Source organism: Paraburkholderia sp. NMBU_R16 (assembly GCF_013282575.1).
GTDB lineage: Bacteria > Pseudomonadota > Gammaproteobacteria > Burkholderiales > Burkholderiaceae > Trinickia.
Genome location: NZ_JAAAYE010000024.1, coordinates 65,366 through 89,685, shown reverse-complemented (window position 1 = coordinate 89,685; position 24,320 = coordinate 65,366). Strand labels below are relative to the sequence as shown.

19 protein-coding genes are annotated in these 24,320 nt (G+C 62.9%); 9 read left to right on the top strand and 10 right to left on the bottom strand.

The annotated features are described in order from the left end of the window. Positions 1-159 precede the first annotated feature (159 nt). On the top strand, positions 160-1,530 hold the full coding sequence (locus GWC77_RS14525; protein WP_173257887.1) for a hypothetical protein: 1,371 nt from the start codon (positions 160-162) through the stop codon (positions 1,528-1,530). A 168-nt stretch (positions 1,531-1,698) separates the two neighbouring features. On the opposite strand, the gene GWC77_RS14520 is transcribed toward GWC77_RS14525, so the two are convergent. Together GWC77_RS14520 and putA are read right to left on the bottom strand one after the other, a co-directional pair. Further along, a complete protein-coding gene (locus GWC77_RS14520) occupies positions 1,699-2,847 on the bottom strand; it encodes a branched-chain amino acid ABC transporter substrate-binding protein (RefSeq protein WP_173257885.1) in 1,149 nt (382 codons plus the stop codon). A gap of 84 nt (positions 2,848-2,931) precedes the next feature. Then, positions 2,932-6,876, bottom strand: a complete 3,945-nt coding sequence (putA, locus tag GWC77_RS14515; RefSeq protein WP_173257883.1) for a trifunctional transcriptional regulator/proline dehydrogenase/L-glutamate gamma-semialdehyde dehydrogenase — start codon at positions 6,874-6,876, stop codon at positions 2,932-2,934. A 289-nt stretch (positions 6,877-7,165) separates the two neighbouring features. Between putA and GWC77_RS14510 the strand changes: the two genes are divergently transcribed. Then, positions 7,166-7,360 (top strand): hypothetical protein, encoded by a 195-nt coding sequence (locus GWC77_RS14510; protein WP_173257881.1) that lies wholly within the window; start codon positions 7,166-7,168, stop codon positions 7,358-7,360. 383 nt (positions 7,361-7,743) lie between these two features. Here GWC77_RS14510 and GWC77_RS14505 read toward each other — a convergent pair whose 3' ends face one another. Together GWC77_RS14505 and hemE are read right to left on the bottom strand one after the other, a co-directional pair. After that, positions 7,744-10,023, bottom strand: coding sequence for a primosomal protein N' (locus GWC77_RS14505; RefSeq protein ID WP_173257879.1), 2,280 nt, complete (start codon positions 10,021-10,023; stop codon positions 7,744-7,746). Positions 10,024-10,463: 440 nt separating this feature from the next. Then, positions 10,464-11,561, bottom strand: a complete 1,098-nt coding sequence (gene hemE / locus GWC77_RS14500) for a uroporphyrinogen decarboxylase (RefSeq protein ID WP_173257877.1) — start codon at positions 11,559-11,561, stop codon at positions 10,464-10,466. 144 nt (positions 11,562-11,705) lie between these two features. On the opposite strand from hemE, the gene GWC77_RS14495 reads away from it, so the two are divergent. Further along, the gene (locus GWC77_RS14495; protein WP_173257875.1) at positions 11,706-12,500 is read left to right on the top strand and encodes a transporter substrate-binding domain-containing protein; all 795 of its coding nucleotides are present in this window, start codon (positions 11,706-11,708) and stop codon (positions 12,498-12,500) included. Positions 12,501-13,325: 825 nt separating this feature from the next. Here the strand turns inward: GWC77_RS14495 and GWC77_RS14490 are convergent. Then, positions 13,326-15,062 (bottom strand): AMP-binding protein, encoded by a 1,737-nt coding sequence (locus tag GWC77_RS14490; protein WP_173257873.1) that lies wholly within the window; start codon positions 15,060-15,062, stop codon positions 13,326-13,328. Between the two features lie 361 nt (positions 15,063-15,423). On the opposite strand from GWC77_RS14490, the gene GWC77_RS14485 reads away from it, so the two are divergent. The 6 genes from GWC77_RS14485 to GWC77_RS30305 all read left to right on the top strand — a co-directional run bounded on the left by GWC77_RS14485 (position 15,424) and on the right by GWC77_RS30305 (position 19,051). Beyond that, entirely contained in the window at positions 15,424-15,912 is a 489-nt protein-coding gene (locus GWC77_RS14485) for an HD domain-containing protein (protein WP_173257871.1), read from the top strand. Positions 15,913-16,059: 147 nt separating this feature from the next. After that, on the top strand, positions 16,060-16,281 hold the full coding sequence (locus tag GWC77_RS14480; RefSeq protein WP_173257870.1) for a hypothetical protein: 222 nt from the start codon (positions 16,060-16,062) through the stop codon (positions 16,279-16,281). A 367-nt stretch (positions 16,282-16,648) separates the two neighbouring features. Continuing rightward, positions 16,649-16,876: a hypothetical protein gene (locus GWC77_RS14475; protein WP_173257868.1), complete on the top strand. Its 228-nt coding sequence runs from the start codon at positions 16,649-16,651 to the stop codon at positions 16,874-16,876. Positions 16,877-16,920: 44 nt separating this feature from the next. Further along, entirely contained in the window at positions 16,921-17,616 is a 696-nt protein-coding gene (locus GWC77_RS14470; protein WP_173257866.1) for a 2OG-Fe(II) oxygenase, read from the top strand. Between the two features lie 13 nt (positions 17,617-17,629). After that, positions 17,630-18,298, top strand: a complete 669-nt coding sequence (locus GWC77_RS14465; protein WP_173257864.1) for a 2OG-Fe(II) oxygenase — start codon at positions 17,630-17,632, stop codon at positions 18,296-18,298. Between the two features lie 30 nt (positions 18,299-18,328). Beyond that, positions 18,329-19,051, top strand: a complete 723-nt coding sequence (locus GWC77_RS30305) for a 2OG-Fe(II) oxygenase (RefSeq protein WP_173257862.1) — start codon at positions 18,329-18,331, stop codon at positions 19,049-19,051. A 202-nt stretch (positions 19,052-19,253) separates the two neighbouring features. Here the strand turns inward: GWC77_RS30305 and GWC77_RS14455 are convergent, their stop codons facing one another. The 5 genes from GWC77_RS14455 to GWC77_RS14435 all read right to left on the bottom strand — a co-directional run bounded on the left by GWC77_RS14455 (position 19,254) and on the right by GWC77_RS14435 (position 24,319). Then, entirely contained in the window at positions 19,254-19,682 is a 429-nt protein-coding gene (locus GWC77_RS14455) for a F0F1 ATP synthase subunit epsilon (RefSeq protein WP_173257860.1), read from the bottom strand. A gap of 59 nt (positions 19,683-19,741) precedes the next feature. Continuing rightward, a complete protein-coding gene (gene atpD, locus GWC77_RS14450; protein ID WP_173257859.1) occupies positions 19,742-21,136 on the bottom strand; it encodes a F0F1 ATP synthase subunit beta in 1,395 nt (464 codons plus the stop codon). A gap of 99 nt (positions 21,137-21,235) precedes the next feature. Then, positions 21,236-22,111, bottom strand: coding sequence for a F0F1 ATP synthase subunit gamma (gene atpG, locus GWC77_RS14445; RefSeq protein WP_173257857.1), 876 nt, complete (start codon positions 22,109-22,111; stop codon positions 21,236-21,238). Positions 22,112-22,182: 71 nt separating this feature from the next. Continuing rightward, a complete protein-coding gene (atpA, locus tag GWC77_RS14440) occupies positions 22,183-23,724 on the bottom strand; it encodes a F0F1 ATP synthase subunit alpha (RefSeq protein ID WP_173257855.1) in 1,542 nt (513 codons plus the stop codon). 55 nt (positions 23,725-23,779) lie between these two features. Further along, positions 23,780-24,319 (bottom strand): F0F1 ATP synthase subunit delta, encoded by a 540-nt coding sequence (locus GWC77_RS14435; RefSeq protein ID WP_173257854.1) that lies wholly within the window; start codon positions 24,317-24,319, stop codon positions 23,780-23,782. Position 24,320: the final 1 nt, after the last annotated feature.

The window sequence follows — 24,320 nt, the reverse complement described above, 5'->3', positions numbered from 1 at the left end:
CCTTGAATTCCATTGCCGCCCAGCTCTCCGTTGATCGTGCCATTCGCGTGCCGCGCAAAAAGCAAGAGTAAACGGCAAGTCGCGACAGTTTACAAGCCGCTCACGCGGACTTGTGTGTAATGAAATGGGCTTAGCCTTCTCCATATTCCCAAGGAAGGCTTGCCAATTGCGATATTGGCGAAGAACCCTTGGACCGTTGACGCTCATGAGACATACCTCACCGAAAAAATCATCGGACACTTCAAGGTCTCGGGAAACATTCCCGACAAAAAGGAGCGCGTTTTCGAGTTCCAGGAAACAGTGGCTTGGCCATTCTTCCACGATCTCATCGCGGGCAACGCGCCGGCGCCCGCTAACAGCGCGCTCGCAGAAGGGATATTGGAGCTACCGGGTTATGAGCTCGTCGCACCTGAAATCGGCCAGCGCGCGCTCGATTCTCTGAAAGACCATATAGCCGATCAGCGCCTGCGGCTCTTGAGCGTCGATCTTGCCGAATTGCAGTACTCGGGGCGGGCCGACTGGAAGGATACCGCGACCTCGCTGAGCCTTTCGTCAATGATCGGCTCCGGCGGAGATTACTTGATCCACAGAATCTTTCCCGAACACGTGTCAGGCAATACCGTTGCCTACATCGCAGAAAGCGCTGCAAAGGTATTCCTACTCCTCCTCACGGATATCGGGGATAACGCCATCGGCGAGTTGGAGACGGCTCGAGGCGATCTGTTAGCGAGCGGTATGACGCCCTCGCTCAAGACTTTCACCGGCGCGGAGAGCCTGCGCGAAGTGGCCATCAATCTATTGAAGGGCGACGGCGTGCTTAACGGTAAGGGGCGCATCTATGCCAAACGAGCGCTCACCGCAGGTTTGAAGGGGGCCGCCACCGGCGCTCCGTTCGCCACCGCTACTGGATTCGTCATCACGACCAATGGCATGGACCCGGTCATGCAAGCGCCGCTCGGGGGGATCTTGTCCACGGGATTCGCGCTGTCGATTCCGTTCGATTTCCGCTCTGCTATCAAGCAAGTGCAGTCTGCCGTGCTCGTGTTAATGGACGAGGGCAAGATCCCGGTACCGCAGCGCGGATTTGCCGACGAAGCGGAAAAGATGCACTATGCGCGCGATATAGCGCTTCAAGAGCTCGTCTCCCGCCAGAGCAACAGCTCGTCCGCAAGGGCCTTCACGGCGGCGCCACTCATAAACGGCGGGATATTGGCTTCAGTCATGCTGGGCGTTCCACCGGAAGTTGCGGAGATGGTATTCATGGGCGGCGCGCCTCCCATGGAAAACATTTCGAAGTTGGCCGGTACCATCTGGGAAACAAAGGTCGAGCGCCCGCGTGCAATGGACCGACTCAAGGCCTTGGTGCTAGCGACGCCCGGCGGATTCGATGAACCGGATCACGAGACAAAATTGGCCCGCTCTTTCGCGCGCCGCTGGCCGCGCGGCGTTGCCCGCGTAATCACCGCGGGCGCCAAGCCGCCGCGCCCGTCGTCACGCAACATCGATACGGCAGAAACCGCGGGCGCGTAGCGATGCAACGTGGCAACGCTCATTGCGTCAAGCTCAGACTTGCTTTTCGTCGCCAGCGACGCCGATTGACTGTCATCGCGCCACTTGCTTCGCCTGACCGCAAAAAACCCCGCGGAACGAAAGCTCATTCCGCGGGGCCATCACCTTAGACGCTCGAACTGAGCCGGCTTACTTCCCGCCGATGCTTTGCAGCGACTTCCACTGGCCGGCTTCGACCTTGTAGATCGTGATGCCGCCGTTCTTCAGATCGCCGCGCGCGTCGTATGCGAGGTCCTTCGTCGTCACGCCCTGCATATCGGTCTTGGCCAGCACAGGCAGGTACTTGACCGGATCGGTCGAGTTGGCCTTTTCCATCGCCTTCATCATCGCCATCGCACCATCGTAAGCGTACGGCGAGTACGTTTCGACATCCTTGCCGAAGCGCTTCTTGTACTTCACGACATAGTCCTTGCCGCCGGGCATGTCGTCGAGCGGCAGGCCCGCCAGCGACGCGATCGTCCCTTCCGCCGCGTCGCCCGCGATCTTCAGGAACGTCGGCGTATGCACCATTTCGCCGCCCATCAGCGGCGCCTTGATACCGAGCGACTTCATCTGCTTGACCATCGGTCCCGCTTGCGAGTCCGCTCCGCCGTAATAGACGAGATCAGGGTTGACCGCCTTCAGCTTCGTCAAAATCGCCTTGAAGTCGACCGCCTTGTCGTTCGTGTACTCGCGATCGACGATCGTCGCGCCCGCCGCCTTGGCTGCCTTCGCGAATTGATCGGCAAGACCCTGGCCGTAAGCCGTGCGATCGTCGACGATCGCGATCTTCTTCATACCGAGGTTCTTCACCGCGAACGTGCCGGCCACCGAGCCTTGCTGGGTGTCGGACGTCATCATGCGGAACGTCGTCTTGAAACCTTGCTGCGTGTACTCGGGCGCCGTCGCCATCGCGATCTGCGGAATGCCCGCGTTCGCGTAGATGCGCGAGGCCGGAATCGTCGTGCCCGAGTTGAAGTGGCCGAGCATGCCCTTGATGCCGTCGTCGACGAGCTTTTGCGCGACCGTCGTACCCGTGCGCGGGTCGGCCTGATCGTCAGCCGAATCGAGCACGAAGCGCACCGGCTTGCCGGCGATCACGGGCTTCGTCGCGTTCATTTCTTCTACAGCCAGCGTAATGCCGTTCTGGAAGTCGGCGCCATAGTGCGCCTGTGCACCCGTCATCGGGCCGGCAAACCCAAGCTTCACATCCTCGGCTTGCTGCGCGTGTGCGGTCCCCACCAGCGACATTGCCGCAACAACCGTTGCGCCCGCTATCTGTTTCATTTTGTGCTGCATATCTTCTCCTTGGTACCAGGTAGGTGTGGAGCGGCTCGGGTTGGCCGTACCGCTTCCGGCTTTGAACCGATCGACGAGGGTCGCTCAGCCGATCGTCATCAAATTCGCATTGCCGCCCGCCGCGGCCGTGTTCACGCTCACCGAACGCTCGGTCATGAGGCGCTCGAGCGCGTAGTCCTCATCGCTGCCATTGACGAACGCGTTCGTCGCGACGCCCTGCACCGAGACGATCGGCCCCGGGCGTTGCGCCACGTCTCTCACAAGCGCGAGCAACTCGTCGCTGTCGCCCTCGAAAAGTACGGCATCGTACTGTGCATCGGCGCTCGGTTGCACGCTCGCGTACGCTTTCAGCTGCGGCGGCAGCGCCGCAACGAGCGCCTCGCCCGCCGCGCCCGAGAACAGCGCGCGATTGCCGGTCGCCAACACGGCGGCCAGTTGAGCGCGCGCGCCGCTCGGCGTCGTCGGCACGCAGCTCACCGTGCCGCGCGCTCCGAGCGTGTAGGTATTGCGCTCGCCCGTCGGCCCGGGGAGAACGGCCGTCGCGCCGACCGGCATGTTCTCCAGGTAGCTGTCGCACCGTGCGGCGAGGGCCGGCTCGCGCTCGGCGATCAGCCAATCGCGCAGCGCCGTCAGTGCCGCGCGCGGGTCTGCGCTACCGTTGCCGCTCGCTTCTCGCGGCTGTGCGTCGGCCACGAGGACAGACGCAAGCGATTTCGGCAAGCCGGCCGGACGCTTGGCCAACAAGCGCTGCAAGTAGAGCGCGCCGCCCGCTTTCGGTCCCGTGCCGGAGAGGCCTTCGCCGCCGAACGGCTGCACGCCCACCACCGCGCCGATGACGTTGCGGTTGACGTAGATGTTGCCGACATGCGCACGGGCAATCACGTGCGCGATCGTCTCGTCGATGCGCGTATGGATGCCGAGCGTCAACCCGTAGCCCGTTGCGCGAATCTCCTCGAGCAATTGATCGAGTTCGCTGCGGCGGTAACGCACGACGTGCAGTACCGGCCCGAACACTTCGCGCTTGAGCTCGGCGATGCTGTCGATTTCGATCAGCGTCGGCGCCACGAACGTACCGTGCGCACAACTCTCCGCCAGCGGCAGTTGCGTCACTGCACGTCCCTTCTCGCGCATCGCGGTGACGTGCGCATCGATCGTGCGCTTCGCCTCGAGGTCGATGACGGGGCCGACATCCGTCGACAACCGGTCGGGGTTGCCGACCGTCAACTCGAACATCGCGCCCTTGAGCATCGCGAGCGTGCGATCCGCGACGTCGTCTTGCACGCAAAGCACTCGCAATGCCGAGCACCGCTGGCCCGCCGAATCGAACGACGACTGCATGACGTCGGCAACGACTTGCTCCGCAAGCGCCGACGAGTCGACGATCATCGCATTTTGTCCACCCGTTTCCGCAATCAGCGGAATCGGCCGCCCGTCTGCATCGAGGCGTTTGCCGAGCGTCTTGTTGATGAGGCGCGCGACTTCGGTGGAACCCGTGAACATGACGGCGCGCGTACGCGCGTCGGCCACGAGCGTTGCGCCAACCGTTTCGCCGTCGCCCGGCAGCAGTTGCACGGCGCCTGCGGGCACGCCCGCTTCACGCAGGATGCGCACGGCCTGCGCGGCGATCAGCGGCGTCTGCTCGGCCGGTTTGGCGAGCACCGTGTTGCCGGCGGCCAGCGCCGCGGCCACCTGTCCCATGAAGATCGCGAGCGGGAAGTTCCACGGGCTGATGCACACGACGGGGCCGAGCGGGCGATGCGTATCGTTCGAGAATTCGTCGCGAATCTGCGCCGAGTAGTAGCGCAGGAAATCCACCGCCTCGCGAATTTCGGAAATCGCATTCGCGAGCGACTTGCCGGCCTCGCGCACGATGAGCCCCATCAGCGTATGCATCTGCGCTTCGAGCAGATCGGCCGCGCGCGCGAGGCAATCGGCGCGCGCCTCGACGGGCGTCGCCTGCCAGATCGGCGCGGCGGCCACGGCATGGACGAGCGCCGCATCGACATGCTCGCGCGTGGCTTCGACGACGATACCGACGACATCGCGCTGATCGGACGGATTGCGAACCTCGCGCCCCGCGCCGGGCGAGGCCTCGCCGTCGCCGAGCATCGGCGCCGCTCGCCACGGGTGATGCGCGCTGGCCAGCAGCGCCGACGAAAGCGATGCGAGACGATGCTCGTTCGACAGGTCGAGACCCATCGAATTGACGCGCTCCGACCCATAGAGGTCGCGCGGCAGCGGAATCTTTGCGTGCGGCGCCCCGAGCGGGACGATCTTCGATGCCTCTTCGACCGGATCGCCCACGAGCGCCGCGACGGGCACCGATTCATCGGCGATGCGGTTCACGAACGAGGTGTTGGCGCCGTTTTCGAGCAACCGCCGCACGAGGTAGGCAAGCAGCGTCTCGTGCGTGCCGACGGGCGCATAAATACGGCACGGGCGATTGAGCTTGTCCCGTCCGGTCACTTCCTCGTAGAGCGGCTCGCCCATGCCGTGCAGGCACTGGAACTCGTATTGGCCCGGGTAGTAGTTCTGCCCCGCGAGATGATAGATCGCCGACAACGTATGCGCATTGTGCGTGGCGAACTGCGGATAGACGGCATCGGGCGCACCGAGCAAGCGCTTTGCGCAGGCGAGGTACGAGACGTCGGTATAGACCTTGCGCGTGTAGACCGGGTAGCCCTCGAGCCCGTCGAGCTGCGCGCGCTTGATCTCGCTGTCCCAATAGGCGCCCTTGACGAGCCGGACCATTACGCGATGACGGCTGCGGCGCGCAAGGTCGATCACGTAGTCGATCACATACGGGCAGCGCTTTTGATAAGCCTGCACGACAAAGCCGATGCCGTTCCAGCCGGCAAGCTCGGGATCGAAGCAAAGCGCTTCGAGCAGATCGAGCGAGAGCTCGAGCCGATCGGCTTCTTCGGCGTCGATGTTCAGGCCGATGTCATAGCGGCGCGCCAATACCGCGAGTGCACGCACGCGCGGCAGCAGTTCGGTCATCGCACGCTCTTGCTGTGCGCGCGAGTAGCGCGGATGCAGCGCCGACAGCTTGATCGATATGCCGGGGCCTTCATAGATGCCGCGGCCTCCCGCGGCCTTGCCGATCGCATGGATGGCCTGTTCGTACGATGCGTAATAGCGTTGTGCGTCTTCTTCGGTCGTGGCGGCTTCGCCGAGCATGTCGTACGAGTAGCGAAAGCCGCGCGCTTCGTACTTGCGGCTGTTGGCCAGCGCTTCGGAAATCGTCTCCCCGGTCACGAACTGCTCGCCCATGAGACGCATCGCCATATCGACGCCCTTTCGGATGAGCGGCTCGCCGCCCCTGCCGATGAGACGCGTCAGCGCGGACGACAACCCCGCCTCGCTGTTCGTCGTGACGAGCTTGCCCGTGATCATCAAGCCCCAGGTCGCGGCGTTGACGAACAACGACGGGGCATGGCCCACATGCGACTTCCAGTCGCCCTTGCTGATCTTGTCGCGAATGAGCGCATCGCGCGTCGCGCGGTCGGGAATACGCAGGAGTGCTTCGGCCAGGCACATGAGCGCGACGCCTTCCTGGCTCGACAGCGAAAACTCATGGATGAGGCCCTCGACGCCACCGCCCGTGCGCTTGGCGCGCAATGCCTCGACGAGCCCCGCCGCCATCTTGCGGGCCTCGGCCGAGAGCGCCGCAGGCAGCCGCGCCTCGCCCAGAAGGAATGGCACGCATTCGGGTTCCGGCCGCCGATAGGCCGCCGTGATCGCCGCGCGCAACACCGATTGCGGTTGCACGCTCTGCGCGAAATCGAGGAACGGGTGCGGTGCGCCTTCGTCGTCATGCTCGGCGCCGGGCGCGGCGTCGGCGAAATCGGCAGAGGGGGTTGCGCCCGTCAGCTCGGGCGGCATGTGGCCATGCTCGATCTTTTCGAGGTAGGCAAAAATCGCCTGCTTGATGAGCCAGTGCGGAGTGCGGTCGAGCCGCGTCGCCGCCTCTTTGAGCCGGGCGCGGAGCAGATCGTCGACTTTGACGCCAAGGGTGGTGCTCGCCATGATTCTTCGCTTGCCAGCCAGATGCCGGCCAATGATCAAAAGTTGGCCGAATCGTACGCCTCCCAATAAAAAGGTGCAACCGAATTGACGATAGGGTTGCACCTAGAGCTGTCCCTTACCAGGCAAGGGTTTCAGCAGAAACGGCGCCCGGCTGCGGCGCGACTCCGGCGCTCAGTGTTTTCCCTGAGCCGAAATCGTTACCAGCGCCCTCCGGAAGCGTTCGAGGCTGCCGTAAACACAGGTGAGCGCCCGGGCAGGGCGCGGGCAACGGACAGGAAGGGGAGGCGCAATGGAAAAGTGGATCGTACTCGGCAGCATCTGGATCATGACCGTCTTCTGCCTGACGCTTTTCGTTCGAGGTGCCTCGCCCGCGATGAATCGCGCGATGGCCATCGCCCGCGTGCGTACCGCGCGGCTCGCCGCCGAGCAAGCGCAGCAGGCACAACGCGAAGGCGAGGCGCGACAGGACGCCCAACGGATCTGACGACAACCCTATCGAAGCGCAGCATGCCCGTCGCGACCCGGGCAACCGGGCATGCAGCAGGCCAAGCGAGCCGCCGGCCGATGGCCGAGAACGGCCGAGAACGGCCGAGAACGGTCGAGTGCGGCCGAGTGCGGCCGACAAACGCGGCACCCGCAATGCGCAGCCCCCGGGACGAACAACGCGAGATTTTGTCATGCTTTGCTCACATGAATGCCGCTCATCGGCCAGATACCGGCAACCGCTCAAGCGGCGCCAGGCCGCCCCCGCTCGAGGCAGAACGATCGCGCGTGCGACCGCGAAGCCCGGCTACGCGATCGATGTGCGCGCCCGCGCGCGTTCGGCTCGCAGCCGATTGCGCTAGGCGGGCGCTGCGTCCGCGCGCGTCAGATATCGACGGGATCGACTTCCAGCGCCCAGCGCAGTACGCCTTTGAGCGAGCGTAGCGCCGGCTGCCAGCCCCGCAACGTGGCAAGCAATGCCGCGCGCGAACCGCTTTCGACGAGCAACTGAGCCCGATGCACATTGGCCACCTTGACGATCGTCATCGGCACGGGATCGTAGACGGTCACACGTTCCGCCGCCTCCATGCCGCCGAGCGCGGCAGCGGCAGCCTTCAGGAAGCCGATCGCCGCCTCGAGCGTACGCGCTTCGGCCCGCAGCAGCGCTTGATAGACAAAAGGCGGCAGGTGCGCCTCGCGCCGCTCGCCGAGCGTGGAATCGGCGAAACCGCCGTAATCGTGACGCGCCAGCGCCTGATAGAGCGCATGGCGCGCATACCGCGTTTGAACCAGCACTTCTCCCGATAGTCCTGCTCGCCCGGCCCGCCCGCTCACTTGCATGAGCTGCGCGAACAGCCGCTCGCCGGCGCGAAAGTCGTGCGAAAAGAGCGCCGCATCGGCATTGAGCACGGCGACGAGCGATACGCGCTGAAAGTCATGCCCTTTGGCGATCATCTGCGTGCCCACGAGAACGTCGACCTCGCCGGCATGGACATCGGAGAAAAGCGCCTGCGCGCTGCCCTTGCGGCGCGTGCTGTCGGCGTCGATGCGCAGCACGCGCGCGCCGGGCAACAGCGTGGCGAGGGTTTCCTCCACACGCTGCGTGCCGCGGCCGAGCGGCGCGATATCGACATTGCCGCACTCCGGGCAAGCGCGCGGAACCCGCGACTCCCAGCCACAATGATGGCAGCGCAAGGCGCGCTCGGGTTTATGGAGGACGACATAGGCACTGCAGCGCGGACAGCCGGCCAACCAGCCGCATGCATCGCACGAGAGCACCGGAGCGTAGCCGCGCCGATTCAGGAACACGAGGCTTTGCTCGCCGCGTTCCAGGCGCGCCTTGAGTGCGGCGACGAGCGGCGTCGAAAACCCCTCGACGCTCGCCCGGCCGCGCCGGCGTTCTTCCTCGAGATCGATCATCCGTACGGCCGGCAATGCGGAGTCGGCCACGGCCCGGCGCGTCAGCGTCAGCCGCCGATAATGTCCCTGCTGCGCGTGCCACCAGCTTTCGAGCGACGGCGTGGCCGAGCCGAGTACGACCGGAATCGCGAGCTGTTTGGCGCGCCACACGGCGAGATCTCGAGCCGAGTAACGCAGCCCTTCTTGTTGCTTGTAGGCCGGATCGTGCTCTTCGTCGACCACGACGAGCGCAAGCCGCGGCATCGAGGCCAGCACGGCGAGGCGCGTGCCAAGCACGATACGCGCGCGGCCACGATGCGCGGCCAGCCAGCTCCGCGCGCGCTCGCCATCGGCCATGCCGCTATGCAGCGTGACAATGGCTTCGCCGCCGAGCCGGGCGGCGAAACGCGCGCGAAACACGGCTTCGAACTGCGGCGTGAGGTTGATCTCGGGAACGAGCACGAGCGCCTGCGCATCCGGATGGCGCGCGAAGAGCTCGGCGAGCGCATGCAGATAGACCTCGGTCTTGCCGCTGCCCGTCACGCCGTGCAGCAGGAACGGCGCAAAGCCTTCGGCCGCACCGATGGCCTCCACGGCCTGACTCTGCTCGGGCGTCAGCGTGGGCCGTGACGCACACGCCTGTGCAGGCGGCACAGCCACGCCCACCCGGGCTCCGGCATCGGCAGCATCGGTACCACGGGCAGCGTCCGCGGCCGTTTCGATCGCCTCGATCCAGCCCTGCGACTGCCACGCATCCAACGTCGCGCGCGCCTTCGAAAAATGCGATTTGGCCTCGCGAGCGTCGAGTGGCCCGGCCTCCAGTGCGCCCGCGAGGCGCCGCAACGCGTTGGCGCGAGCCGGCAGCGAGGTCGGCAACGCTTGGCGTCCGGCCGGCGTGAGCCTGAACGAGACGCCGGGCGCGAAAAGCCGCTCCCAGCGCGCGGGATCGCGCAGCGCTTGGGGCAGTGCGGGTAGCGCAACCTCGCCCACCGAACGCTGGTAGTAATCCGCGGCAAACGCCACGAGGCGCAGCCATTCATCGGTGAGCGGCGCACAGCCGGCGCACACCAGGCGGACGTCGCGCAGCCGTTCGGGCGGCACATCCGTCGCCGTCCCAACTTCGCAGATCAACCCCACTATCTCGCGTCTGCCGAACGGCACTGCCGCGAGCATGCCAGCTTGCGGCGCGAGTGAGGACTCACACCGATAGTCGAACAAGGTCGGCACGGGATGATCGAGTGCGATCCGGGCGATGAGTTGCGTCATGCGGCAAAGGCCCGCGAGATCATGTAGCGGCCAGCTCGCTGCGCCCGGCATGCTGCCGAATCGAACTTAAAGTAAAACATTACATTCGCCGCTAAGTCGAGGATCTTGCTGAGGATTGCCACACTCGCCGCGCCCCTGTGGATAACTTTGTTGAAAAGTGCCCGGGCGTAGGCCGTCAAATGGCGCGGCGACGGCCTTCCGTGGGCGACCGCACATATTTCGTACCGCCCGGAAACCCTTGTCGAACAAGGCCGCAGGGGGTTCGCTACAACGTTTGCAGGATCGAGTCAACTCGCTTTCGCTCTACCGCGCCGCAACGAGAAGAATGTGTATAAGTCAAGTCTTGACAACTTGGAAACCGCCGGTCGGCGCCGTTTTCGGCCCAACGCAGTCCTTAGAGCGAGAGCCCAGTTCGCTGCGTCGCAATAAAAACGACATGCTTATGTGGCAGGGGACTGCGCGTGCAGGGCGCGGCTTGCTCGATGCACTTCGTCCACGAGTTCGGCGACGTGTTCGGGCGGGGTGAACTGCGAGATGCCATGCCCCAGATTGAACACGTGGCCGGGGTGCGGGCCGAAGCGCTCGAGCACGGCTCGCGCCTCGGCGCGAATCGTCGCGGGAGGGGCGAACAGCACGGAGGGATCGAGGTTGCCTTGCAGCGCCACGCGATCGCCGAGGCGCGCGCGCGCGCGAGAGAGATCAGTCGTCCAGTCCAGCCCGATGGCATCGACGCCGACATCGGCGATCTCTTCGAGCCACTGGCCGCCGCCTTTCGTGAACGTAATGACCGGCACGCGCGCACCGTCGTGTTCACGCCTCAACCGACGCACGACTTCGCCGGTGTAATGGAGCGAAAAACGCTGAAACACGCCGTCGGCGAGCGCACCGCCCCAGGTATCGAAAATCATGACCGCCTGCGCACCCGCCTCGATCTGAGCGTTCAGGTAGGCGGCTACGGCCTGCGCGTTGATTTCGAGGATCCGATGCATGAGATCGGGGCGGCTGTAGAGCATCGACTTCACTGTCCGGAAGTCGTCCGAGCCGGCGCCTTCGACCATATAGCAGGCGAGCGTCCAGGGGCTGCCGGAAAACCCGATCAGCGGCACGCGCTGGCGCCCTTGCGCGTCGGTCAACGCACGACGGATTTCGCGCACCGCATCGGTCACGTAGCCGAGCGTCGCTTCGATGTCGGGAACGGTCAGGCGCGCGACATCGGCCTCGTCGCGCACCGGACGCGCAAAACGCGGTCCCTCGCCCGCCGCGAACGACAGACCGAGCCCCATCGCGTCCGGGACCGTCAGGATGTCGGAAAAGAGGATCGCCGCATCGAGCGGGTAGCGTTCGAGCGGTTGCAGCGTGACCTCGGTCGCGTAGTCGGGGTTTTTGGCGAGACCGAGGAAGCTGCCAGCCCGCTCGCGCGTGGCGTTGTACTCGGGCAGATAACGGCCGGCCTGGCGCATCAGCCAGATGGGCGTGTACTCCGTCGGCTCGCGCAGCAGCGCGCGCAAGAAGGTGTCGTTGATCAGGGTCGAGGGCACGTTGGGTCTGCGAGGCGGCGCGGGGCTGGAAAAGCGCCCATTTTACCGGACGCGAGCGGGCGGCCGGCGCGCTCGCGACAAAAGCGCGCAGGCAGAGTTTTGATGCTGCTACCATCGCGGGCAAACGTCCAATCGGAGACCACGATGAGAAAAGCCACCCTTGCCTGCCTGCTCAGCCTTGCCTGCTCGGGCGCCGCGCTAGCCGACACGCCGGCGGACCCCGCAGGTTCGCCGCAGGCATCGCGCCTCGATACGATCGCCGCGCGCACCACGCTGCGTGTGTGCACGACCGGCGACTACAAACCCTATTCGTTCCTGAAGTCCGACGGCACCTTCGAAGGAATCGACATCGATATGGCCGAATCGCTCGCGAAGTCGCTCGGCGCGAAGGCCGAGTTCGTGAAGACGACGTGGTCGAATCTGATGAAGGACTTCATCGCAAAATGCGATATCGCCGTCGGGGGCGTTTCGACGACGCTCGAGCGCCAGAAGCATGTGTTTTTCACGGAACCGTACATGATCGACGGAAAGGCGCCGATCGCGCGCTGCGCCGACGCGGACAAATACCAGACGGTCGCTCAGATCGACCAATCGTCCACGCGTGTGATCGTCAATCCGGGTGGCACGAACGAGCGTTTCGCCAAGCAGTATTTCCCGCATGCGAATGTCACGGTCTACCCGGACAACGTGACGATCTTCAAGCAGATCCTGGCTGGCAAGGCGGATGTCATGGTGACCGACGCATCGGAAACGCTGCTGCAGCAAAAGTTGAATCCGGGACTGTGCTCGATCCATCCCGACAAGCCGTTTCAATACGGGGAGAAGGCCTACATGGTCCCGCGCGGCGATGTCGCGTTTCAGCAATATGTCGACCAATGGCTGCATCTTGCCCGCGCAACGGGCGAGTTTCAGGCCATTTCCGATAAATGGCTGAAATGAACGCGCGCTTCGAAGCAGCGTGAAGACGGGCCGCGCAGTGTTTCCTCGCTACCCCCGCAGGCGCGGCGCCGGCGCCGTCGTGCTGCGGGTGGCGCCAAGCAGGCGCACGCGCTCGATCTTGACCATTTCGGCAGCCGCGCAATTGAATGTGGTCGGCCACCGAGTCGCTCGGACGACGCCGGCGCCAGGACGGTCCCACCCCAGAGTTTGCGCGTCGACCTGCGTCGCAATACCGATGGCTCCTTCATCGTCTCGCGAGCCGTAAAGAAAAAAGCAACGCGCGACACGTCCCGCTCGCACATCGCTCTAAAATGGCGATTTAGCATTTCGAGCTAAATTTTGCTGATAATCTTTATGCTGGTTTGCATGAAATGGAATATCCGGTAATTGACTCACACCTGCAATTGCCGCGCAATTCTGTAATCGATACCAACGCTCTCGCCAGTCGGAAATAATGACCCAATTTGCGCAGACTTCGGCAAAAAGTCCCGCTGCGCCTTGCCCCGCCTAGGTTACATCCTGAAACACTTTGTTACCGCGTCGCTCGGTCAATTCGCCCACAATGCCCCTCAACGGTTTCAACACAGATGTGTTTCGACGTCCCAACATTTGCACTTTCTGTCTTCGTGCAATAATGATGCCGAAAACCGATCAGACAGATCGAATCCTTTTGGGTACATCTTTGCTGGAATCGTTGAGGCGCAATACATAGCGCCTCATTGGTTCCTTCATTGGTCTCCTCGCGCTAACCCCGTAGCGTGTGGTTTTTAGCGGGCCGCTGGCCCGCTTTTTTTTTGCCCGACGGGTTCGCTGCGCCGCCTGCCATCAGCAGGTCTTCGGCAAGGCGAGCCCGAGTTCCTCGACCATGCGCTCACGCATGACGAACTTCTGCACCTTGCCTGTCACGGTCATCGGCATTTCGTCGACAAAGCGTACGTAGCGCGGCACTTTGTAGTGCGCGATCCGGCCCTGGCAGTACTCGCGCAATTCGTCCTCGGTCATCTGCTCGCCGGGACGCAACACGACCCAGGCGCAAACCTCCTCCCCATACTTCGCGTCCGGTACGCCGAAGACCTGTACGCTCTGAATCTTCGGGTGCTGGAACAGGAACTCCTCGATCTCGCGCGGATAGATGTTCTCGCCGCCGCGAATCAGCATGTCTTTCAGGCGTCCGACGATATTGCAATAGCCCTCGGCATCGATCGTCGCCAAGTCGCCGGTGCGCATCCAGCCGTCCTGAATCGCCTCGCGTGTGCGGGCATCGTCGTCCCAATAGCCGCGCATGACGGAGTAGCCGCGCGTCCAAAGCTCGCCGATCGCGCCAACCGGAACCGTCCGCCCCTCGGCATCGACCACCTTCGCCTCGAGATGCGGCTGGATGCGACCCACCGTCGATGTCCGCTTGTCGAGCGGGTCCGTCGTCGCGCTCTGGAACGAGACCGGGCTCGTCTCGGTCATGCCGTAGGCGATCGTGATTTCGGACAGGTGCATCCGTGCCACGACACGCTTCATCGTCTCGATCGGACACGGGGAACCGGCCATGATCCCCGTACGCAGCGCAGTCAAATCGAACCGGTCGAAGTCGGGGTGATCGAGCTCGGCGATGAACATGGTCGGTACGCCATGCAGCGCGGTGCAGCGCTCCTCCGAGACAGCCGCGAGCGTGGCGCCGGGATCGAACGCCTCGGCCGGAAATACCATGGTGGCGCCCGCCGAAACGCACGCCAGCACCGCAAGCACCATGCCGAAGCAGTGATAAAGCGGCACGGGAATGCAAAGTGAATCGTTCTCGGTCAACCGCATCGCGCGGGCGATGTACCGCGCGTTATTGACCACATTGCGGTGCGAGAGCGTCGCACCCTTGGGGTGGCCGGTGGTGCCGCTCGTGAACTGGATGTTGATCGCGTCGCCCGCGGAAAGCGGCGCCGCGCGGGCATCGAGCGCGGCCGGATCGAGCGAGACGCGGCCTTTTTCGATCAGCTCGCAGAAAGTCAACATGCCGGGGGTCGGCGTATCGCCCATCCGCACGACCGTGCGTAGCTGCGGCAAGCGTGCGGCGTGCAACTCGCCGGGCTCGGACTTCTCCAACTCCGGCGCCAGCGTGCGGAGCATGTCCAGGTACATCGACGTCTTGAAACGCTCGGCCGCCACGATTGCCGTGCATCCCGACTTATTCAGCGCATATTCGAGCTCCGTCAATCGATAGGCCGGATTGATGTTGACGAGGATCGCGCCGATGCGCGCCGTCGCGAATTGCGTCATGAGCCATTCGACGCGATTCGGCGACCATATGCCAACGCGATCACCGGCCGCGATGCCGCACGCCAGCAGCCCCGCGGCGAGCACATCGACTTCGTCGGAGAATTCGCGCCAGGTCCAACGGATGCCCTGCTCGCGAAATACCACGGCGAGACGATCGGGGAACCGTGCGACGGTAGCTCCAAGGAACTCGCCGATCGTCGCGTCCGACAACGGCGCGTCGCTCGCCCCTCGCACATAGGAAACACCGTTTCTCGGCGCAATCAGCGCCCCGTTCTCGGGTACGGCATCATTGCTTGACATGGCAGGTCCCTGGCGGCGTTGGCCTCTGGCGCTCGATTCTCGCATCCGAGCTTGCGCCAATGTATCGAGGGTTACCCGCAGCATTGCGGAGAAACGATTTCACCGTCAGGCGGCGATGGACTGTACCGCTGGCACCGGCTCGAACCGCACGTTCATTCGCACACACGATGAAATCTTCGCCTGCATTGCGGGCTCGACGAGTCATTTGCTGTTTTATAACGCCATGTATTGGCACATCGAAAAAATAGATTATCACGACTACGTAAATGTGTAGACAAAGTCAAAACCGGCTCGCCCGCACCGATAACTGATTCGGCCGGCGAGATAGTACCCAATGTGCGTTTATTCGAGGGCGCAAAATATGCAATATCGCGAGGCGGATTATGATCGGGCAGGCCTGTTGGCACATATCGAACGACAATTCAAAGTCGCTTGGGACGGCGTTCACGGAATCAATCATTGGCTTCGCGTCCAGCATTACGCGTCGCGGGTCGGTATGCGGCGTGGGGCCGACCCGTTGGTCGTGGAATTATTCGCACTGCTGCACGACAGCTGCCGGGAGAGCGAACGGCATGATCCGTTGCATGGGCAAAGAGGCGCGGAACTCGCCTATGCGTTGAACGGGACATTTTTCTCGTTATCCGGACATCAGATCGATCTGCTGTGCACCGCCATTTACTTTCACAGCGACGGGCTAACCCACTCCGACGTCACGATTCAATCGTGCTGGGACGGCGACCGTATGGATTTGGGCAGAGTCGGCATTCAGCCAAATCCGAAATTTCTGTCCAAAGAAGCGGCCGTTTTGCTCGACGAGCTAATCCCACAAAGCGTGGATCTAAATCGATAACAGTCTTGTATTGGCTTCGCCGATTAAACGCCGACGCCCAGGCATTGGCGCAGAGAATTCATGCGCCTCATCGCGAGCAGGCGCATGAGTAGTAGAAGTCTCGCGAATCGATATTGCCTGATTTTTATCTTTCAACCGGAGCTTGATATGCCACTTACGATTGGTACGGCCACACCTGTATCCACCACGCAGCCCACCGCGGAGACGGCGGACCCGAAAGTAGTCATCCAATCGCCGCGTCAGGCGCCTGGCGGCAGCACGCTTTTGCAGAGCCTCGCGCTACTGCGCCGCACGAGCGAACAGAAAGGCGGCGCCGACCTCGATGCCGCCGCGTGGGAGCCCCCCAACACGGGCAATCCCCGGCTGTAATGTTGCTCCGGCGAGCGTCACAGGCGCTCGCCTGATTTGGCGGCCCGGGCCGCCATGATGCCGGCGCTAGCACGCCGCCGTTTTTCGGAAAGTATCGACATGAGAGGAACGAATGGGAGCCGCCCCCTCTGCGATCGGGATGCGCGAAGTACGCGAAACGCCGTCCGTTCTCTATCACGGAAGCCCTTATTGCTTTGACGAAGCGTTGCCTTCATTCACGACGCCTATCACGGACCCCGAATGCCGCAGAGCCGTTTATGCGTCGAGGGAGCGCAGAGTCGGTCTCGCGTTTGCGCTCGGATACCGCTCGATCGAGCGTTCGGATTTTCGACGAGCGCGATTATGGTGCAGCCAGGACGAGGTCTTCGTGGCGGTTCGAGCAGACCTGATCGACTTGGACGCGGAGAGTTTTCTCTATCAAATGCCGCCGACGACGTTTCGAACGGAAAACGGGTGGGAGTGGCTATCCACGACAAAAGTGGTCCCGCTTCATCGCGAAACGGTCCGCGCCGGCGCTTTCCTGAACTTCATCGCGGTCGTCGACGATGAATTTGTCTACGCGGTGAACGAGCACGCCTACGATCCGTTTGCCTGAAGTTAGGGCGATCGGCCAACGACCATTACCGTTGATTGACTTCCATGACATATCCACGAATCGACATTCATGAAGGCAGTATTCGCTTCGCAGACGGCCATCGCACCCGGGTTCTAAGCTATCGAGGGCTCCCCGAATCGACGCCCCAAGTGGTCGTGCTCGAGCATTTCCTGACCGATGCCGAATGCGACGAATTGATCGAGCTGGCCGAAAACAAGCTCGAACCTGCCGAGGTGGTCAGTTCGCGAACCGGACAGGGCTTTGTCTCGCCAGCGCGGGTCGCCGAAGCCGTCGAGTTTGCGGGTGCTCGATACGACCTGACAAGAAAGATCGAGGCGCGCATCGAAGCGATGACCCATTGGCCCTCGACCCATTTCCAGCACTTCCAGATGATCCGCTACGGCGTGGGTGGGCAATACCGGCCGCATCACGACTGCTACAACCCGGATATGCCGGCTTTCCGGGAAATCCTGCAAACAAACGGTCAGCGGCTGGCGACGTTTCTAATGTACCTGAATGACTGTCCGCGCTCCGGTGCCACGGCATTTCCGCGCCTGGACGGCCTTTTCGTGTGCCCGCAAAAGGGAAATGCGCTGTTTTTCAGCTACCCCGGCAGCGGCGGCAAACCCGATATCAGCTGTTTGCATGCCGCTGGCCCCGTATTCGAGGGACACAAGTGGATCGCGACCACATGGCTATGCGAGCGCGAGAATCCATCGTCAACACCCATCAAGTTCTGAACCGACCGACATCATGGACTCGACCTACCCGTGGATCAGCATTGAAGAAAACATCGTGACCTGTCCCGATGGGCACCGCGTCAGGCTGCATGCGTACTCACTGACGCCGGCGCTCGCGCCGCAGGTCGTCGTGCTGGGCGGCCTGCTTTCGCACGACGAATGTGACGAATGGCTCGCGCTCGCAAAGGCGCGATTGCAAGCCAGCCACAGTGACTACGCCCACTCCTCGATTGCTGTCGAACGTGTGCACTTTGCTCGCTCGGAAAGCAGCTTCGTCGCAAAGATCGAAGCGCGTATCGGTGCGTTGACGCAGTGGCCCGACGACGATGCCTATGCCATCGAAGTCGCACGGTACCGCCCGGACGGCTCGTTCGCGTCGAGCAGAGACTTCGACGATTCGCACCAGGAAGCGGGCGATCGCCAAGCGTGGCAGGGACAGCGCGTTGCCACCCTCGTCATGTTTCTGAACGACTGTACGGCGCCCGGTGCAATCTCGCTTCCAGACAGTGGCTTGTCGGTGTACCCGCACAAAGGCAGTGCGCTCTTTTTCAATTACCCGGGGATGGACGAGCCGGCCGGGGACCGAAGCAAGTATCGCGGCGCGCCGATTTCCAGGGGCGAACGGTGGATCGCGACGAAATGGCTGTCGAGCAAGGCAGCGAACGCGCCCGTCCTCAGCTGACACCCGATCACCCGACTTCGAGACAATCTCGTGCCTTCGTCGCAATCAGTCGTCCCGTGCGTCGACCTCAACGAAAACACCGTGGCGTTCGCGGACGGCCATCGCACACGGATCGTAGCGCACCGGCATTCGGCACCGGGTCGTTCCCAATGGGTACTGCTGGAAGGCTTTCTGACAGGCCACGAATGCGATGAACTGATCGAATTGTCGAGGGGCACGCTTCAAGCGGCGCGTGTCGTAGACGCGGTCACACGCAAGCAATCGTTCACCGCCGCGCGCATCGGCGCCATCGGACGCTTGTTCGGCGCGGAGCACCGTTCGATCAAGCGGGTCGAGGACCGTATCGAGGCGCTCACGCATTGGCCATCCGCCTGTTTCCAGCCTTTGCAGGTCACGCATTACGAAGCGGGCGACGAGTTCAAGCTCCATCACGATTTTTTCGATCCCGAGCTACCCTCGTATCGCCGTGCGCTGAGCAACAAAGGCCAACGGCTTGCAACGCTGATCGTCTATCTGAATGATTGCCCCGCTGCCGGAACCACCGTGTTTCCGCTGCTCGATGGCTCGTTCGTGAGTCCGCACCGAGGCAACGCGCTTTTTTTTAGCTATCACGGTGAGGATGGACACCCTGATCGCCGCTTCTTACACGGTTCCACCCCCGTGGCGGCGGGAGAAAAGTGGATCGCAACGACGTGGTTGTGCGAGAGACCACAGAAGCGCGATCGCTACTTGCCGACGGTCCGGCAGATGTAGCGGCATCGTGTTGCGCGCCGCCGGCAAAGAACCGCTCGCAAGCGATGGCGCAACGACTCGTCTGCTTCTCAAATGAAAATGCCGTTCAGCGTGATCGCTGAACGGCATTTCCGCGCTTTCGGACCTGCGAGGGGCGGGCCCCGTTGACCGTACTTGCTCGCGATGGTGAGCGCGGCACGGCCGGAAAGCATCGAGGTGCGGCTCAGTGCTGCGACGTGCGCATCTTCCGCAGCCGCTGAATCGCCGCCAGTTGCGCCACGGCATACGAGAGCTCGGCCTGCGCCGTCGCATACTCGAGGTTCGAGCCCGAGTTCTGCAGTGCTTCTTCGGCGCGCTTGCGCGCCTGCTCGGCCTTCGCTTCGTCGAGGTCCTTGCCGCGAATCGCGGTATCGGCCAACACCGTCACGGCACCTGGCTGCACTTCGAGAATGCCGCCGGCCACGAAGACGAACTCCTCTTCGCCGCTTTCGGCTTCGATGCGCACGGCACCCGGACGAATACGCGTGATGAGCGGCGTGTGGCCCGGCAAGATGCCGAGCTCGCCCGCTTCGCCCGGCAGCGCGACGAACTTCGCCTGGCCCGAGAAGATCTGCTCTTCCGCGCTGACGACGTCTACTTTGATGGTTGCCATATTGATTCCTCAGCGGTCGGCGGAGTCAGTCCATTCGTACTGACTCCTGGGCCCGATCGTTACTGGATCTTCTTCGCCTTTTCGAAGGCTTCGTCGATCGTACCGACCATGTAGAACGCCTGCTCGGGCAGATGATCGCACTCGCCGTCGACGATCATCTTGAAGCCGCGGATCGTTTCCTTGAGCGGCACATACTTGCCCGGGGAACCCGTGAACACTTCAGCGACGTGGAACGGCTGCGAGAGGAAACGCTGGATCTTGCGCGCCCGTGCAACGGAAAGCTTGTCTTCGGGCGAGAGCTCGTCCATCCCGAGAATCGCGATGATGTCGCGCAGTTCCTTGTAGCGCTGCAGCGTCTGCTGCACACGACGCGTGATCGTGTAGTGCTCTTCGCCGATCACGTTCGGGTCGATCTGACGCGAAGTCGAATCGAGCGGGTCCACGGCCGGATAAATACCGAGCGAGGCGATATCGCGCGAGAGCACGACCGTTGCGTCCAAGTGGCCGAACGTCGTAGCCGGCGACGGGTCCGTCAAGTCATCGGCAGGCACGTACACGGCTTGCACCGAAGTGATCGAGCCCGTCTTCGTCGACGTGATGCGCTCTTGCAGCTTGCCCATTTCTTCTGCCAGCGTCGGCTGGTAGCCCACCGCCGACGGCATCCGGCCGAGCAGTGCCGACACTTCGGTGCCGGCCAGCGTGAAACGGTAGATGTTGTCGACGAAGAACAGCACGTCGCGACCTTCGTCGCGGAAGTGCTCAGCCATCGTCAGGCCCGTCAACGCCACACGCAGACGGTTGCCCGGCGGCTCGTTCATCTGACCGTACACGAGCGCGACCTTGTCGAGCACGTTCGAGTCTTTCATTTCATGGTAGAAGTCGTTCCCTTCACGGGTACGCTCGCCCACGCCCGCGAACACGGAGTAACCGCCGTGCTCCTTCGCGATGTTGTTGATGAGCTCCATCATGTTGACGGTCTTGCCCACGCCGGCACCGCCGAACAAACCCACCTTGCCGCCCTTGGCGAACGGGCAGATCAAATCGATAACCTTGATGCCCGTCTCGAGCAGTTCCGTCGACGGCGACAGCTCGTCGAACGCCGGAGCCTTCTGGTGGATCGAGCGAACCTTCTCGCTCACGATCGGGCCGGCTTCGTCGATCGGACGACCGAGCACGTCCATGATGCGGCCGAGCGTCGGCGTGCCGACCGGCACGCTGATCGGCTTGCCCGTGTTCTTCACCGTGACGCCGCGGCGCAGACCGTCCGATGCACCGAGACAGATCGTACGCACGACGCCGTCGCCCAGCTGCTGCTGGACTTCGAGCGTCAGTTCCGTGCCTTCGAGCACGATGGCATCGTAGATCTTCGGCATGTTCTCGCGCGGGAATTCCACGTCGATCACCGCGCCGATGCACTGTACGATCTTGCCTTCTACCAAAGCAGTAGTACTCATCGCTTTTCCTTTAGATACTCAATTCTTCACTCGCGCAAAGGGCGCAGTTCCCGGCGGTTCGCCTAAAGCGTTCCTCTGCCGCATCGCGCACCGGACGCGTCAGACCGCGGCGGCGCCGCCGACGATTTCCGACAATTCCTTCGTGATCGCAGCTTGGCGGCTCTTGTTGTACGACAGTTGCAGCTCGTTGATGACCGTCTTCGCGTTGTCCGAAGCGGCCTTCATCGCAACCATGCGCGCCGATTGCTCGGACGCCATGTTCTCCGCCACGGCCTGATACACGAGCGCCTCCACATAACGCACGAGCAATTCGTCGACGACAGCTTGCGGATCCGGTTCGTAGATGTAGTCCCACGTCGAATTCGGCGTCGTCGAGTCGCTTTCGAAGCGCTCGGCCGACAGCGGCAGCAACTGCTCGATCACCGGCTCCTGCTTCATCGTATTGACGAAGCGCGTGTACGCGAGATACACGGCCGAGACCTTGCCTTCCGAGTACAGGTCGAGCTGCACCTTGACCGCGCCGATCAGCTTTTCCAGATGCGGCGTGTCGCCAAGCTGCACGACATGCGAGACGACCTTCGCATGAAGGCGATTCAAGAACCCGAACCCCTTGCTGCCGATCGCTGTGGCTTCGACCTTCTGGCCCTTCTCGTCGAGCTCCTTGATCTTTTGCAGCGAAGCGCGCATCACGTTCGTGTTCAAGCCGCCGCACAGACCCTTGTCGGTCGTGACGAGAATGATGCCGGCCGCCTTCGCGCCTTCGTTCGACACCATGAACGGGTGACGATACTCGGGGTTCGCGCGGCTCATGTGCGCTGCGATGTCACGGACTTTTTCGGCGTACGGACGGGCGGCACGCATGCGCTCCTGCGCACGGCGCATCTTCGATGCGGCAACCATCTCCATCGCTTTCGTGATCTTGCGCGTGTTCTGCACGCTCTTGATCTTGCCGCGAATTTCCTTCATTCCAGCCATTGCTTGCTCCTGATCGAAGCCGCGCGAACCGTTCATTCCGGCCACGCGGCTTCAAGGTACTCATGCCTCGATCAATAAGCGCCCGACTTCTTGAAGTCCTTCAGAGCGGCGTGCAGCGTGCCCTCGTCATCCTTCGACAAGTCCTTCGTGTCTTCGATGCGCTTCACGAGATCGGCATGGCTCGTCTTCAGGTATTCGCGCATACCCTTTTCGAACGCAAGCACGTCTTTCACTTCGAGGTCGTCGAGATAACCGTTGTTCGCGGCAAACAGCGACACGGCCAGCTCCCACACCTGGAGCGGCTGATACTGCGGCTGCTTGAGCAGCTCGGTCACGCGGCGGCCGCGCTCGAGCTGCTTGCGGGTCGCTTCGTCGAGATCCGAGGCGAACTGTGCGAATGCCGCCAATTCGCGGTACTGCGCCAAGTCGGTACGGATACCGCCCGAGAGCTTCTTGATGACCTTCGTCTGCGCCGCGCCGCCCACGCGCGAGACCGATACACCGGCGTTGATGGCCGGACGGATACCCGCGTTGAAAAGGTCGGTTTCCAGGAAGATCTGACCGTCGGTGATCGAGATCACGTTCGTCGGAACGAACGCCGTCACGTCGCCGGCCTGCGTTTCGATGACAGGCAGCGCCGTCAGCGAGCCGCTCTTGCCCTTCACTTCGCCGTTGGTGAACTTCTCGACATACTCTTCCGAGACGCGCGCCGCGCGCTCGAGCAAACGCGAGTGCAGATAGAACACGTCACCCGGGTAGGCTTCGCGGCCCGGCGGGCGGCGCAGCAGCAGCGAGATCTGACGGTACGCCCACGCTTGCTTCGTCAAGTCGTCGTAAATGATGAGCGCGTCTTGACCGCGATCGCGGAAGTACTCGCCCATCGTGCAGCCCGAGTACGGTGCGAGGTACTGCATCGCCGCCGATTCCGAGGCCGAAGCGGCCACGACGATCGTGTATTCGAGCGCGCCCGTTTCTTCGAGCTTGCGCACCACGTTCATGATCGACGAAGCCTTCTGGCCGATCGCGACGTAGATACAGATGAGGTCCTTGCCCTTTTGGTTGATGATCGCGTCGACGGCCACCGCCGTCTTGCCCGTCTGGCGGTCGCCGATGATCAGCTCGCGCTGGCCGCGGCCGATCGGCACCATCGAGTCGATCGACTTCAGACCCGTTTGCACCGGCTGCGACACCGATTTACGCCAGATCACGCCCGGGGCGATCTTCTCGACCGCGTCGGTCATCTTCGCGTTGATCGGGCCCTTGCCGTCGATCGGGTTGCCCAGCGCATCGACCACACGGCCGATCAGCTCGGGGCCCACGGGCACTTCGAGAATGCGGCCCGTCGTCTTGACGACATCGCCTTCCGAGATGTGCTCGTACTCGCCGAGAATCACGGCGCCGACCGAGTCGCGCTCGAGGTTCAGCGCGAGGCCGAACGTGTTGCCCGGGAATTCGAGCATTTCGCCCTGCATCACGTCCGACAGACCGTGAATGCGCACGATACCGTCGGTCACGGAGATCACGGTGCCCTGGTTGCGAACGTCCGCGCTCGCTTCAAGGCCCTGGATCCGGCTCTTGATCAGCTCGCTGATCTCAGAGGGATTGAGTTGCATTATTCGCTCCTGATGTTCAATTCTGTTGCGTGCCGCTGGACATGTCGCGCATCGCTCAATTCGTGAGCGCCGTCTGCATGCCGGCGAGCTGCGCGCGGACCGAGGTATCGAGCACTTCGTCGCCAACCGTCACGCGCACGCCCCCGATCAGCGACGGATCCACCTGGACCGTCGGCTTGAGCTTGCGCTTGAACTTGCGTTCGAGACTGGCGGTGAGATCGGCGAGTTGCTGGCCTTCGAGGGCAAACGCGCTCACGATCAGCGCATCGGCCGCCCCTTCACGAGCGTTCTTCAATTCGTCGAACTGCACGGCGATTTCCGGCAACAGCGCGAGTCGGTGGTTATCGACGAGCATTTGCACGAAATTCTTCGCCGCCGGCGCATCCTTTTGCGGCGATTTGACCGCCCCAAGCAGAAGCTCGACGACTTGTGCGCGGCTCACCTTCGGGCTCGTGGCGACCGACAGCACTTCCGGCAGACGCGCAACCTGTGCCAGCTCCTGCACAAGAGTGGACCAGGCGGCGACGTCGCCACCCTCGGCAACGCCGAATAGCGCTTCCGCGTACGGGCGGGCGATGGTTGCAAGTTCGGCCATG